Annotated in this window: 11 protein-coding genes; 4 read left to right on the forward strand and 7 right to left on the reverse strand. The window is 61.7% G+C overall.

Annotation, left to right across the window (positions count from 1 at the left end; translation table 11 throughout):
- Positions 1-77: 77 nt before the first annotated feature.
- The 3 genes from ACYQ6J_RS10715 to ACYQ6J_RS10725 form a co-directional block, all read right to left on the reverse strand.
- Complete coding sequence (locus tag ACYQ6J_RS10715; protein WP_460184178.1) at positions 78-1,061, reverse strand: DUF6807 family protein; 984 nt, start codon at positions 1,059-1,061, stop codon at positions 78-80.
- 400 nt (positions 1,062-1,461) lie between these two features.
- Positions 1,462-1,710: a hypothetical protein gene (locus ACYQ6J_RS10720; RefSeq protein ID WP_460184179.1), complete on the reverse strand. Its 249-nt coding sequence runs from the start codon at positions 1,708-1,710 to the stop codon at positions 1,462-1,464.
- Entirely contained in the window at positions 1,691-2,560 is an 870-nt protein-coding gene (locus ACYQ6J_RS10725; RefSeq protein WP_460184180.1) for a hypothetical protein, read from the reverse strand. Before ACYQ6J_RS10725 ends, ACYQ6J_RS10720 begins: the two co-directional genes overlap by 20 nt.
- Before the next feature lie 478 nt (positions 2,561-3,038).
- On the opposite strand from ACYQ6J_RS10725, the gene ACYQ6J_RS10730 reads away from it, so the two are divergent.
- From ACYQ6J_RS10730 to ACYQ6J_RS10740, 3 genes are all read left to right on the forward strand, one after another.
- Positions 3,039-3,632 (forward strand): RNA polymerase sigma factor, encoded by a 594-nt coding sequence (locus ACYQ6J_RS10730; RefSeq protein WP_460184181.1) that lies wholly within the window; start codon positions 3,039-3,041, stop codon positions 3,630-3,632.
- Positions 3,633-3,800: 168 nt separating this feature from the next.
- A complete protein-coding gene (locus ACYQ6J_RS10735) occupies positions 3,801-4,583 on the forward strand; it encodes a hypothetical protein (RefSeq protein WP_460184182.1) in 783 nt (260 codons plus the stop codon).
- A 198-nt stretch (positions 4,584-4,781) separates the two neighbouring features.
- Entirely contained in the window at positions 4,782-5,744 is a 963-nt protein-coding gene (locus tag ACYQ6J_RS10740; RefSeq protein ID WP_460184183.1) for a S1C family serine protease, read from the forward strand.
- A gap of 27 nt (positions 5,745-5,771) precedes the next feature.
- Here ACYQ6J_RS10740 and ACYQ6J_RS10745 read toward each other — a convergent pair whose 3' ends face one another.
- The 3 genes from ACYQ6J_RS10745 to ACYQ6J_RS10755 all read right to left on the reverse strand — a co-directional run bounded on the left by ACYQ6J_RS10745 (position 5,772) and on the right by ACYQ6J_RS10755 (position 12,598).
- Positions 5,772-7,199, reverse strand: coding sequence for a glutamate synthase subunit beta (locus ACYQ6J_RS10745; RefSeq protein ID WP_460184184.1), 1,428 nt, complete (start codon positions 7,197-7,199; stop codon positions 5,772-5,774).
- The gene (gene gltB, locus ACYQ6J_RS10750; protein ID WP_460184185.1) at positions 7,192-11,751 is read right to left on the reverse strand and encodes a glutamate synthase large subunit; all 4,560 of its coding nucleotides are present in this window, start codon (positions 11,749-11,751) and stop codon (positions 7,192-7,194) included. The genes ACYQ6J_RS10745 and gltB overlap by 8 nt, the downstream gene beginning before the upstream one ends.
- A gap of 358 nt (positions 11,752-12,109) precedes the next feature.
- Positions 12,110-12,598, reverse strand: a complete 489-nt coding sequence (locus ACYQ6J_RS10755) for a ComEA family DNA-binding protein (protein ID WP_460184186.1) — start codon at positions 12,596-12,598, stop codon at positions 12,110-12,112.
- A 202-nt stretch (positions 12,599-12,800) separates the two neighbouring features.
- Here ACYQ6J_RS10755 and nadC point away from each other — a divergent pair, with 202 nt between their 5' ends.
- Positions 12,801-13,742: a carboxylating nicotinate-nucleotide diphosphorylase gene (nadC, locus tag ACYQ6J_RS10760; protein ID WP_460184187.1), complete on the forward strand. Its 942-nt coding sequence runs from the start codon at positions 12,801-12,803 to the stop codon at positions 13,740-13,742.
- Between the two features lie 45 nt (positions 13,743-13,787).
- On the opposite strand, the gene hisB is transcribed toward nadC, so the two are convergent.
- On the reverse strand, positions 13,788-14,375 hold the full coding sequence (gene hisB / locus ACYQ6J_RS10765; RefSeq protein ID WP_460184188.1) for an imidazoleglycerol-phosphate dehydratase HisB: 588 nt from the start codon (positions 14,373-14,375) through the stop codon (positions 13,788-13,790).
- Positions 14,376-14,380 lie beyond the last annotated feature (5 nt).

Here is a 14,380-nt window from a genome sequence, read left to right on the forward strand (position 1 = left end):
GCGAGTTTGCAAGCCCTAACGCAAGTGGGCGGTATGAAGGATCGCCTGGCTTCGCCCGGCGACGGTCGCGCCGGCGGTCAAGGCGCTTCTTTCGCCATCTTTTTCAGTTCGTCGTAGGCGGCCCGGATTTGAGCGTCGCTCGCCGCGCCGTCAAACACGGCGACTCCGTAGCGCAGGATCAGTGGGGATTCTCGAGACGTGACCGTCAGGGGTTCTTCGGCCAGGCCCAGCGTGGCGGAAATATACGTGAATCCCTGCGTCATGGTAAACCACTTGGCCGGCGACCGCGGATTGCCCGGCAAGTCGTACAATACCGCGGTAACAGGCTTGCCGTCGAGTTCCGCAGTATAGGCACACCATTCGGCGGATGCTTTGTCGGTGCCTTCCACGCCGCGTCCGCCCGCCGCGTTACGGAAATCGTTCCCTCCGTCCAAGGCCGCTAAGAAACGAATTCCCAGGCCGAAATACTCCCGGCCCCAAAGCTGGACGGATTCCGCGCCCTCGGCGGGGCTTAGATCGAATCGCCACAACAGCAGGACGGCCTGAGGCACCTGCGAGGAATATCGCACGCGGAGTCGGCGCCGCTCGATGAGTTGCCGCTTGCCCTCCGGCGTTGTCCAATTCAAGGTGTGCCCCAACGTGACCGTCGCGACCTTGTCATCCGCGGCGGCGGAGGCCTGAAAGTCGCCCGCCTCGATCTGTCGCCCCGAATCCGCGAATTCCGCCCAATAATCCACACCGTCCACGCCTACGGCGAACATCAGGCCGTGATGGTGCTTGTGATCCGCGGGCGAATCTCGCAAGATGTTGCGACCGGAAGGCGGAGCCAACTCGGCGACATAGGCCTTGGGCACACCGACCGCCTTGCGATAACGCATCAGGGTCTTGCCGTTGCAGGTGATGGAGCAGTCCTCGTCTCCGCATCGGACCTCGAGGGCGACGCTTTTCGGAGCGTCTTCCGCCGCCATCCCGGGGGATGCGAGAGACACGCAGGCCGAAGCGACCAGGACCACACCAATGCGGCCAAGCAGGCCGATGCCCATTCTTGAGTGCTTGTTCACCGTTGAACCCTCATCTTTCATGGGTGTCCCTTGAAGCTGAGGCGTGCCGCCGAATCCCGGTATCGACCGGCGCCGAATAACATCGAGGCGATGCCAACGCCTCTTGTAGGGGCATTGTCCGCATAGGCGCCACTTAAACGGTCGCCCCCGGCCGGTCTCCACTTCAAACGCAGATTTTCGACTGTCGCACATTCTAAACCCGCATTCGTCCGGACGAAAGGGTCGACCGGAATGCGAAAACACAGCGCCCGTTCCCCAGCCGACGCGGCCTTCGTTTCTCCTGCCGCCGCGCAATAAAAAAGGCGAGTCGCAACTCGCCTGGTGCATCTTCGAGATATCCAAGTCTGTTGTTAACCGCTGCCGAACGCGTTGGGTCCGGCACTCACCGGGATCACGCGATTCAAGCGGTCAAACCGAAGTCCGAAAAGGGATACGGTCGACCCGCTTCGGCCAGGGTTGATCCCGGCACGGAACCGGTTTGAACCGTCACCCCGCCTTCGGGATAGGGTGGGCTGCCGTAATCCGAGACCTCCAAAAAGAGGAAGACGCAACCCACGATCACCGCCACCAAAGCAATCGCCAACAGGACCGTATAAATGTCGGCCCGCGGCGGCCGGTACTGTTGAGGATTACTCAAGTTTGCTTGCAACGCGATCTCCTTGCTGAATGGGGCCGCGGTTGTACTCGGGAACGATCTGGCAAACCGCGCGGTCGGGTTCCGTGCGGATGACTTCCACGCGACCCAGATACTTGCCTTCGCCGCCCGCCAAACGGAACACCTCCAAGCGGTGCCCTTTGGCCAGGCCGTCATCGGAGCCGAGCGAGATTTCGACGAGGTTATTACCGGGAGCGGCCAGGACCACACCTTCCACCTGCGGCGGTTGGTCGAGGTAAGCGCCCGGCTCACCCTTCAAATTGAATTTTGCCAGCACTTCGCGGGCCTTGGCCAGGTCCTGGGCCAACACCGTGGATTGGTCTTTCAAGGTCCGCAGTTCATTGGCCGTTTGATGGAGTTCATCGGTCCGGCTCACCAACCGAATCAGGCTATCGTGACGATCCTGTTGCGCCTGCTGCAAGTCCGCCCGCAACGTGTTGACCTCGTTGGTCCGCGCGGCCAACGTTTGATGCGCGGCTTGCATGGCGGCGACGGCCTCACGCTCTTGCTGCGTCAGTGCCGTCAATTCCTGCATCCGCTGATCCAATTCGCGTTTGAGATCGTCGCGCTCGGCTTCCAATTTCGCCAGTTGAGCACGTTTCGCGGCGATTTCCGAATCCAGACGTTTGGTCAGTTCATCCAGTTCGGCCTTGAGCCGATCGTTCTCCTGCCGCGCGTTTTGGACTTGCAACTTCAAGCCCAACGGCTTGTCCGGCGTCGCGGTGCTGTTTTCCACGACCTCTCGCCAATTGATGTGCGCCGAATACACCATGATGGCGAAAGACATGAACACCAGGCTCATCACGAAAATGAGCACCACGAAGATCTTCCCGACCAGGTTCATAAGACGACCTTCTCTTGGGAAAAGACGACCGTTCCCTTCGACATCGCGCCCATCGGGCCGATTTTGTCGCTTGACCGAAATTCCTCTGCCAATCGGTCGCGGACACTGCTAGGCTAACTACGATCTCGCTGTCGCACCGACCGGCGTGTAGCCCTAGTATAAATTCACGCAAATTGCCCTGTCAAACAGAAACCCCGTAACCGGCAATGTTGCGGCAAATGCGAACGCTGGGAGTTGCGGGTTAAGGTTCCTTAACACACGGAAACAACCAACACCACAAGGGTATTTAATAACAACACCTGCGAGCTACCTGCTGAACCGGGGCGACAAGGTACGTCGCGTCTATTCCGCTCCAAGGCGAGGACTTCAAAATGTATGGCGTCCCGGCGGGCTTGCGTTGGGCGTGCCGATCGGACAAAACCGGTGCATGGACACAACAGAACCACGCCGAGCGGTAACGAATGGATAGGACGGTCGAATGATCGACTCCGGGAATGATAACCAAGTGCTCCGGACGCCCGACGCCGTTGAAATCGATTGGGATGCGGAACTCCGCAAGCATACCCGCTGGCTGCGAGCGGTCGTGTTTGCGCGAGTGGGGGAACCGCAGGCCGTCGAAGAGGTGATGCAAGAGGTGGCCCTGGAGGCGGTACGCCAAAAAGCGCCCATCCACGACCCGGCAAAAGTGGCGCATTGGCTGTATCGTCTGGCGGTGCTGCAATCGCTGCTTTATCGGCGGCGTCAGGGCAGGCGGCGAAAACTGCTGGATCGTTACCGGCAAAAAGTCGGCGATTCCGGCGGGTCGCCCGGTGATCCTTTGGAATGGCTGCTACGCGGAGAACGGATGAGGTTGGTCCGCGAGGCCATGGCACGCTTACCGGCGCGCGACGCGGAGGTTCTTCTCATGAAATACGCGGAAGACCTCTCGTACGAACAAATCGCCGAGCGACTGGGAATCAGCTTCTCCGCCGCTCAGGCCAGGCTGCATCGCGCTCGGAGCCGATTGCGGAGCGAAATCGAGGGCCGAATGGGAAACTCCGCCGCGGCAAAGTCCTCGCCGGATTCCTCGTGAAACCGTGGGCCCAAGCCGAGTAGCCGAAGAATTCCGGAGCGGACGGAAAACACCGAAGAAAAGCAGCATTGGGAACCCGCAACCGCGGAACCCTTCGGGTTGATAAACACGACTGACGGGGCAATTCGTTGAAGGCTGGTAACCATGAATCGGCCGGAAAAGATTCCAATGCAATGGTCGCAAGAGTTGGCGGATTTGCTGGTGGACGGCGAGTTGGCGGAAGAAGCTCGTCGCGAGTTTCTGAGCCGACTCGATTCGACCGACGACGGTTGGCGCCGACTTGCCATGACCTTTTTGGAGGCCCAAGCTTGGCGTCAGTCGATGGGCGAATTGCTCGCCGGGGACCGGGATACGCAACCGCCCTTTCGGGAATCGGAGGACGAGTCCGCCCCAACTCGGTTCATCGCCCGCGCGGAGAAGGCATCGGCCTTCGGTCCGCGATGGGCCGCCCAGCGATGGGTTTTGGAAGTTGCGGCCTTAGCCGCGGTCTTCATGATCGCATTGGTCCTAGGCAGGTGGCTCGGTCAAGGGATTCCGCGGACGGGGCCTTCCGCCCTGGAGCCTCGCGTGGACTTGGCCGGCAATTCCGCGATCAGCCCCGCCACCCCGACTACTCCCGTTTCACCTGTTTCACCTGCTGAGAACGGTCCCCAACAGTCGGTAGCGTCGCCGTGGCGACTGGTCTCGGTGCCCCTGGGAGTCGGACCGGACGGAGCCATGACGATGGTCGATCTTCCGGTCCTCGACTCCGAGCACCCGACCGCGGCCTCCGCCGCTCCGCCGGGACCTTACCTGCCGCTGCCCCAGTTCGTCGATTCCCTGCGGCAGAGCGGGCATGCCGTCGAACATCAGCGGCAATACGTCCCGGTGGACATGCCGGACGGAAGCCGTACCGTGTTTCCCGTCGATAATCTGCAAATCAAATATGTCGGCAACCGGAATTACCAATAGTCTTCCATAGAGTTCCCGTGCGGACTTAAGGCTTTGCTCGGGCACGCTCCTCGCGTCTTCGATCGGCCGACGAAGGCGGGGTTGCCGTGCGACGAGGGAGGCTCCGCGTGTCCACCTCGTGCGATCGAGGTTAGTGACTCTCAGCGTGTTTTCCAATCGACTTGCGGAAACGGTCGAGATTTGTAAGGAGGTATCGTCATGTCGCAAAAAAATGCGTATCGTTGGATCGCCGTCATCGCACTTCTAGGGGCGGCGTCGTTCAGCGCCGGGGGCGTATGGGCCGAAGACAACGCCCCGCCCAAGGCCGACGATTATTGGCTCGGCGTCCTGTGCGGACCGGTACCGGAGGTCCTGCGAGCCCATCTCGAGCTTCCGGAAAACACCGGCTTGTTGGTTGAGGATGTGGTCAAGGAAGGACCCGCTGAAAAGGCGGGCGTGCGTGTTCACGACATCTTGCTGCAAGCGGGCGACAAGTCCTTGCAATCACCCGCCGACCTGGTGAATGAGGTCCATGCCGCCGCAGACAAGCCGCTGACGCTCCGAATCCTACGCGGCGGCAAGAACATGGAGCTATCGGTCACGCCGGAGCCTCGGCCGAAACAAGACCTTACTCCCCCACCGTTCAGCCCGGAGGTCGATCCCCAGGCTTGGGAAAAGTGGTTTGAGAACTTCCGATTGCAGCCGGGCCAACCGCCGTTGACGTTCCGCTTTCTGCATCCCGGCACTGTGATGCCCCCGTGGCGTTCGCCCAAGTTGCCGGAAGGCATGGTGATCACGATCACCAAGTCGGGCGACGAGCCGACGAAGATCGTAGTCAAGCAGGGGGATAAGACGTGGGAAGTGACGGAGAATGAGCTGGACAAACTTCCCGCCGATGTTCGCCCTCACGTGGAACGCCTGCTCAGCGGACGAGGCTGGATCGAGCGTGGTTTGGAATTGCCGAAGGTCGTCCGTCCGGTTCCCGACGGCGTATTGAAGACGCCCTTGGGTTCGTTGCCCGAAGGAGATGCGGAGCGCCTGCGCAACGCGGAGCGTCGGTTGGATGAACTGCAAAAGCGATTGGAGCGTTTGGAGCGTGCTCTCAAGAAGCCCGCCGCGGAGGACCACGGCGCGAAATCGGGCGGCGACGCGCAGCCTCGGGAAACCGAGTCCCGCACTTGAATCCAACGGGAGCGCGGGCGCGGGATTTCAGGAATTGAGCACGAACTGATGGATCGCTTGGGCCGCTTGCCGGCCCTGATAGATGGCATGGACGACCAGCGAGGCCCCGCGGACGGTATCTCCCGCGGCGAAGATTCTCGGAACGGAGGTCATCCAGTTCTTCACGATCACATTGCCGCGCCGGTCGCGTTCGACGCCGAGTTCCTCGATTAAACCCTCGGCTTCCACGTGCACAAAGCCCATCGCGAGCAGCACGAGGTCTGCCGGGACGGTGAACTCCGTTCCCGGCTTTTCTCGCATCTGCCATCCGTTCGCGTCGCGATACCATTCCACCTCGCAAGCGTGGAGGTGCGTCACGCGACCTTCGTGCACGGAGAGGGCCTTCGTCAAGACGCTCCAGCGCCGCTCGCAACCTTCCTCGTGAGAGGACGAGGTTCGCATGATCCGCGGCCAAAGCGGCCACGGCGTCTCGGGGTTCTTGCTCTCGGGCGGTTTGGGGAGAATCTCGATCTGAAGGACCGACTTGGCGCCTTGCCGAATGGAAGTCCCCACGCAGTCGCTCCCGGTGTCGCCCCCGCCGATCACGACGACATGCTTGTCTCGGGCGTAAATAGCTCCGGGACCTTCGGTGGGGATGGCATCACCCGCCGCGCGGCGGTTCTGCTGCGTTAAGAAGTCCATCGCGAAGTGGACCCCGTCGGCGTCGGCGCCGGGCACGTTGAGCGCTCGCGGTTTGCCCGCCCCCATGGCCAAAAGGATCACGTCGAACGACCGCTTCAAATAGTCGGCGGAGAGATCGCGCCCGGCACAGACGTTCGGTTCGAAACGGACGCCTTCCGCCACCATCTGCTCCAACCGGCGGTCGATGATGAATTTTTCGAGCTTGAAGTCGGGAATGCCGTACCGCAGCAAACCGCCGATACGGTCCGACTTTTCGAAAACGACGACCTCGTGTCCGAATCGATTCAGTTGCTGGGCCGCGGCCAGGCCCGCCGGTCCGGATCCGATGATCGCCGCCCGCTTCCCGCTCCGCGAGGCGGGTTTGAGCGGCCGAATCCATCGTTCGCGGAATGCCCATTCCGCGATTTGATATTCGATATGTTTGATGTGGACCGGCTTGTCGTTGATGGAAAGGGTACAGGCGGCCTCGCAGGGAGCGGGACACACGCGGCCGGTGAATTCCGGAAAATTGTTCGTCGAGTGCAGATTCTCCGCCGCGCTCGCCCATTTACCGCGATACACCAGATCATTGAATTCAGGAATGCGATTGAGAACGGGACACCCCGCCACGTGACAGAACGGGATCCCGCAGTCCATGCAGCGAGCGGCCTGCTCGTTCAAGACGCGTTCCGCCAAGGGCAAGTCGAACTCGCGCCAGTCACGAATCCGCTCGTTGACGGGCCGATGCGGCAATTCCACTCGCGAATATTCGATGAAGCCGGTCGGATTACCCACTGAAGACCTCCTCCGTTGCGGGCGGCTGCTCGGCGCGGGCCTGTTCCTGCTGTCGAATTCTCTCCATGGCCTTCCGGAATTCGATGGGAATCACCTTCACGAATCGGCCGATCATGGCGGGCCAGAGATCCAAAATCTGCCTGGCCCGACGACTGCCCGTCAGGCTCTCGTGCCGCTTGATCAACCGTCGCAACTCGCGCTGGTCGTCGGCCGCATAAACGGTCTCGATGTCGACCATGTCGAGATTGCAAAGCGTGTCGAACAACTGATACTCATCCAAGACGTAGGCGATGCCGCCGCTCATCCCCGCGGCGAAATTGCGTCCCGTCTTTCCCAGGACCACGACCGTGCCGCCGGTCATGTATTCGCATCCGTGGTCGCCCAACCCCTCCACCACGGCGACGGCGCCGCTGTTGCGAACGGCGAACCGCTCCCCCGCCGTGCCGTTGATGAAGACTTCGCCCGCGGTAGCGCCGTACAGCAAAGTGTTGCCCACGATGACGTTCTCGGCGGGATCGAAAGGCGCCCCTTCCGGCGTGCGTACGATGATCTTTCCCCCGGATAGCCCCTTGCCCAAATAGTCGTTGGCGTCGCCGATCAATTCCAGGGTGATTCCCGGGGCGAGAAATGCCCCGAAACTTTGCCCCGCGGAACCGCGGAACACCAGGTGGATGGAATCCTCGGGCAATCCTCGCGATCCGTGCCGCCGCACGACGTGGTAGCTCAAGGTCGTCCCCACGGTCCGGTCCGTATTGCTGATCGGGAGTTCCATGCGGATGGGGGCCTTCCCGTCCAGCGCATCGCGCAACTTCGGCAACAGCCTCTCGTCCAAACGATCTTGGTGCTTATCGGCCTGCGGGCGCACGCAGCGTCTGGGGGCGTCGGGGGGGATCTTGGGTTGCCCCAGCACGGCCGAAAAGTCCAATCCCTTGGCCTTCCAATGATCGACGGCGGCGCGGACCTTCAATCGGTCCACGCGACCCACCATTTCGTCGAACGTGCGAAAGCCCAGTTGCGCCATCAGCATGCGGATTTCCTCGGCCACGAAGATCAGATAGCGCACCAAGTATTCCGCCTTTCCCGCGAAGCGATCGCGCAGATCCCGCCTTTGGGTCGCGATGCCGACGGGACACGTTCCGAGATGGCACTTGCGCATCAAAATGCAACCGAGGGAGACCAAGGCGGCGGTGCCGAAGCCGAAACGTTCGGCACCCAATAGCGCCCCGATCACAACGTCGCGTCCCGTTCGCATTTGCCCGTCCACTTGCACTACGATGCGATCCCGCAACCCGTTGAGCAGGAGCGTTTGCTGCGTCTCGGCCAACCCCAATTCCCAGGGAATGCCCGCGTGCTTGATGGAGGACAGAGGACTGGCTCCGGTTCCGCCGTCGTGACCGCTGATCAAGACCTCGTCGGCGTTTCCCTTGGCCACACCGGCGGCGACGGTTCCCACGCCCACCTCGGCCACCAATTTGACCGAGACCTTGGCGCCCGGATTCGCGCATTTCAAATCGTAGATCAATTGCGCCAGGTCTTCGATCGAGTAGATGTCGTGATGCGGCGGGGGCGAGATCAGGGACACACCGGGAATGGAGTGCCGCAGACGAGCGATCTCTTCCGTCACTTTGTGGCCCGGCAATTGTCCGCCTTCTCCGGGTTTGGCGCCCTGCGCCATTTTGATTTGCAGAATCTTGGCCTGGGACAGATATTCGATCGTGACGCCGAAGCGGGCGCTGGCGACCTGCTTGATGCCGCAATTCGTGCTGTCGCCGTTCGGCCCGGGCCGATAGCGTCTCGGATCCTCCCCGCCCTCGCCGGTGTTCGACATCGCTCCCAGGCGATTCATCGCCACGGCCAGCGTCTCATGCGCTTCGGCGCTGATGGAACCGTGCGACATGGCGCCCGTGTAGAACCGCTTCACGATTTCGCGAACCGGCTCCACTTCGTCCAAAGGCACGGGATCCCCCGGTTCGAATTCGAACAGTCCCCGCAAGGTACACAAATCGCGATTTTGCCGATTGACCCGTTCGGCGAACTCCAAATACTTCTCCCACGAGTTCTCGATCACGGCGTGCTGAAGCTTGGTGACGGTGTCGGCGTTCCAAAGGTGCCGTTCCCCGTCGATTCGCTCGTGATACTCGCCGCCGAAATCGATCGGCAACTCGCCGGGCATCCGCGCGCCGAAAGCGTCGGCGTGTCGTTTCAACGACTCTCGGGCAATTTCGTCCAGACCAAGCCCCTCGATGCGCGAAGGCGTCCCCGTGAAATAGCGTTCCACGAGCAGGGATTGCAGTCCCACCGCCTCGAACTGCTGGGCGGCGTGGTAGCTCCGCAGGGTCGAGATGCCCATCTTGGACATCGTCTTGAGGATGCCCTTGTTGACCGCGGTCACGTATCGGTCGATCGCCTCATCGACGGAGGGAATCGTCGGCAAGTCGCCTTCGCGGTGAAGTTTTTGGATGGCCTCGAAAGCCAAGTACGGATTGACAGCATTGGCGCCGTAGCCGCAGAGCAGGCAGAAGTGCATGACCTCGCGGGGCTCGCCGCTTTCCACGACGAAGCCCACCTCGTCGCGGAGTTGTCGCCGTAATAGCCCATGGTGCAACGCCGAAGTCGCCAGCAACGATGGAATCGGCGCATGCCGTTCATCGGCGTCGCGATCGCTGATGATAAGTAGCGAAACCCCGTCCTCGATAGCCTTCTCGGCCTCCGCCAGCAGGCGATCCAACCCTTCCTGCAACGCTTCGCCCGGGCGGTCGTGATCCACGCGGAAAAGGGCCGGTATTGTCGCCGTCTTCAGGTCCGGGTGATGGGCTTGCCGCAACCTCGCCACGTCTTCGTTGGTCAAGATCGGGTGCGGAAGTTTGAGTTGCCGGCAGTGTTCCGGGGTCTCGTCCAACAGGTTGCGTTGCTTTCCGGCGAAGGCCATCAACGACATCACCAGCCCCTCGCGGAATGGGTCGATGGGCGGGTTGGTGACCTGCGCGAAAAGCTGTTTGAAATAGGAGAACAACAACTTGGGCCGATGGGAAACCACCGGCAAGGCCGCATCATTCCCCATCGAACCGACGGGTTCCTGCGCGTCTCGGGCCATGGGACCGACGATCAGGCCCAAATCCTCCCCCGTGTATCCGAAAAGCCGCAGACGACGGTTCAAAGTCTCGGGGTGATATTCCTCCTCCCGGGCAGGAAGAAACAGTCCCCGCAGTTCGATGCGGTTCTGCTGAAGCCAGCGGCGGTAAGGCCGCCGCCGTGATATATTTCCCTTGATTTCGTTGTCCGGAATGATGCGTTGCTCGACCGTATCGACCAGGAACATGCGCCCGGGCTGAAGCCTCCCCTTCTCCCGGACGTGCTCGATGGGGAAGTCCACGACCCCCGTTTCGCTTGCCAATACCGCTAAGCCGTCATCGGTAACGAGGTAGCGGCAGGGACGCAGACCGTTGCGATCCAGCGTTCCGCCCACGAGGCGACCGTCCGTGAAGATCAACGCGGCGGGACCGTCCCACGGTTCCATAATGGCGGCGTGGTACTCGTAAAAGGCGCGCTTGTCGATGCTGATGTGGTAGCGAGGACCGAACGCCTCCGGCACCATCATCATCAGGGCGTGCGGGGCGGAGCGTCCAGCGCGGACCAACAACTCCATGCAATTGTCGAACGCCGCCGAATCGCTGACCCCCGGTTCTACAACCGGCAGGATGTCGCTCAAGTCCTCCGGCAACAATGGCGACGCAAGCTTCTTTTCGTGGGCGGCGAGATGATTGATGTTCCCGCGCAGCGTGTTGATCTCGCCGTTGTGGGCGACCATGCGGAAGGGTTGTGCCAACTTCCAACTCGGAAACGTGTTGGTGCTGTAGCGCTGATGAACGATCGCCAAGGCCGAGCGGACCCGCTCGTCGCTGAGATCGGGGTAATAAGCCGCCAACTGCGGGGCCAAGAACATCCCCTTGTACACAATCGTGAGCGCGGAGAGGGACGGAATGTAGAAATCCGCGGCCAGGACGCCCAACTCCCTGCGTACGCGGTGCTCGGTCCGCTTGCGGATGATGAACAGGCGTCGCTCCAATTCGTCACCGCTCAGCCCCGCCCCGTCCACGAAGAATTGATAGATCAGGGGTTCCGCGGCCTTGGCGATGGGGCCGATGCACCCGCTGCAAGTCGGCACCTCGCGCCTTCCTATGAGCTTCAGGCCCGCCCGAACGATCTCCGACTCGAAGATCGCCTCGCTTCGCGTCCGAGGATCGTCATCACGGGGCAGAAAGGCCATCGCCACGCCGTAGCGTCCCCGTTCGGGCAGCGAAAAATGATTCTCCTCCGCAATATCCAGAAAGAAGTCGTGGGGAACTTGGAAGAGGATGCCCGCCCCGTCCCCCGTCGTTTCGTCCGCGACCGCCGCCCCACGGTGCATCAGATTGATCAGAATTTGCTTGCCCAACTCAAGGATGCGGTGCTCCGGGGCGCCCGAAATGTTGACCACCGCGCCGACGCCGCAGGCATCGTGCTCGAATTCCGGCGAATACAAGAGGGGCGGGCGGACTGCTTGTTTTTCCATGTTGCGTGTGTCTACCGTACCGAAGAAATTCACGAAAGCCTTGTCACCGAGGCCGACCAAGCTGAGTCGTTTGTCCGTTACCTGCCCTTACTTGGGGGGGTACCCGCACAATCGGCACACATACGGCCGAGAATGAGCCTCCCAGCCTTACGCCGTCAACGGCGATGCCCAGTCCGGTCGCGTGAGCATGTAGTCGGCAATGATTGGGGCGGGATTGCGCCGTTCGACCGAACCCCATCCAACCGGAACAGACGTGAAGCGACAATGCCAGGTTCGACGACTCAATATCAGATTATATACAGCTTTTGCCTCAAACGTAAGTTTCTCCGAGTCGCCGCACGGTCGTTAAACGGACGGATTAATTCGTAGTGCGGGACGATCCCGCCGGGGAGAGGGGCGATTCCAGCAGATATTCTTCCCCCTTCGTGGCCTCGGCGGGCGAATCGGGAGTCGGCTCAGCATTGATCACCAAGTAAGGCGTGATTCGATTCAGCGTCTTGCTCCCTACGCCCGGGACATTCCCCACGTCCGCGGGCGACGAAAACGGCCCGTGCAGCCTGCGATATTCGACGATGCGCTTAGCCAGGGTCTCGCCCACACCGGGAAGCTGCGCGAGCTCGGGCCAGTCTGCCGTATTGACGTCCACGCGGAACTCCGCGCGGAGCGGCGAGGCACGGTCGAAATCGATCGTTTGCCGAGAGCATCCGCCGTGCAACGCCCACCACACTCCAACGCCCAGCCAAGCCAAGCTCAACCCGACCGCCAAGGGCACTTGCTCACGGACGCTCCACCACGATCCTCTCGCGGAAAAGTGTTGTTGCCGAACCTTGCGGTGATTTCCGATCAAGATTCGCGCCCCTTCTACCGTCCGCCGCCGTCGCGGCGATTGTTGTCGCGAACCACCCCCGCCGCTTACCTTCACGGTGATCTCACCATCATAATAGAGCGAAGTCTGAGCGAGTAGCTTGAGGCACGACACTAGTGCGCGGCCGACGACCGGTTAGGCCGTAGCTGCCAATCTTGGAATCATCGAGGAGGTTTGTCCCGCTATGGACCGCGATTTCCGGCAGATTGCGTGGGGAAGCGAGCTCGAGGAAATCGTCCGCGGTCTGGCAGTCTCGGCCAAGGCGGAGGACCTGCTCCCCGACGGGGACATTACCTCGAGCGCGCTGATCTCTTCCGAGGCCGCGGGAACGGCCCGACTGGTTTTGCGAGAGGACGCCGTGACCGCCGGACTGGAGGCCGCGCCCGTTTGGCTCGCCGCTTATTCGGGCGACTTGCTGTGGCGACCGACCGCCCGTGACGGCGCGGAGCTTGCGGCAGGCTCCGTCTTGGGAGAATTGTCCGGCCCGGTCTTGAGCCTGTTGCAAGCCGAGCGGACACTCCTGAATTTCCTGTCCCATCTCTTCGGCGTGGCGACAATCACGGCCCGTTTCGTCGCCGCAACGGTCGGGACGTCCGCCCGCATCTACGACACTCGAAAGACGACGCCCGGTTGGCGTCTGCTCGAGAAATATGCCGTACGATGCGGCGGCGGTCGCAATCACCGGATGAACCTGTCCGATGCGGTGCTCATCAAGGACAACCACATCGCGTGGTTGGCGGAGTCCTTGGGACTTTCGCCGGAGGCCGCCGCCAAAGAGGCCGTCGCCCGCGCCAAAGCGCGATGCCTCCATTCCCTACCCGCCGGGGGGCATCTCCCCGATGCCTGTGTGCCTTTGATCGAGGTGGAAGTCGATACCTTCGATCAATTGCAGGCCGTGCTGCCCGAGCGACCGGACATCGTACTGCTGGACAACATGACTCCGCCAGAACTCGCGCAAGCCGTTCGCTTGCGTGACGCCGTCGCTCCCGAGGTGGAACTCGAAGCATCCGGCGGCGTGAGGTTGGCGACCGTTCGCGCCATCGCCGAGACGGGCGTCGATCGCATCAGCGTGGGGGCGCTGACGCAAGGCGTGCCCGCAGTCGACATCGGTCTGGATTGGGGGTGACTCCAAGACCGCCTGAGACGTCGGAACCGGAGAGAGTCCCCTTCGCTAGAGGACGCCCTTCGTGCTCGGAATCCCCGGCGAGCGGGGATCGAGTTCCACGGCCTGCCGAACGGCCCGCGCCGCGGCCTTGAAGACGGCCTCCGCAATGTGATGACCGTTCTTCCCGTAGTGCAGTTGCAAATGGACGTTGGCGGCGGCGTTGTTGGCGAAGGCCTGCCAAAACTCGGCCGTCAATTCCGAGTCGAAGTCTCCGATCTTGGGGTTGGGAAAATCGACCTGAAACACCAGCATCGCCCGACCGCCGAAGTCCACCGCCGCGGTGACGAGGCTTTCCTCCATGGGCAAGGTCCAATGTCCGTAGCGGCGAATGCCCTTTCTCTCGCCCAAAGCAGTCGCGAAGGCCCGGCCCAGGACGATGCCCACATCCTCCACCGTGTGATGGGCGTCCACGTGCAAATCCCCCTCCGCCTCGACGACCAAATCCACGCAGGCGTGCTTGGCGAATAGGGTCAGCATGTGATCGAAGAACCCGACACCCGTCCGGATCGAGGATTCTCCCGTCCCGTCCAGATTCAACTCCAGTACGATGCCGGTTTCCTGAGTTTTTCGTTCGATTCGGGCCGCACGTTGCATGCTTG

Source organism: Thermopirellula anaerolimosa (genome assembly GCF_054657335.1).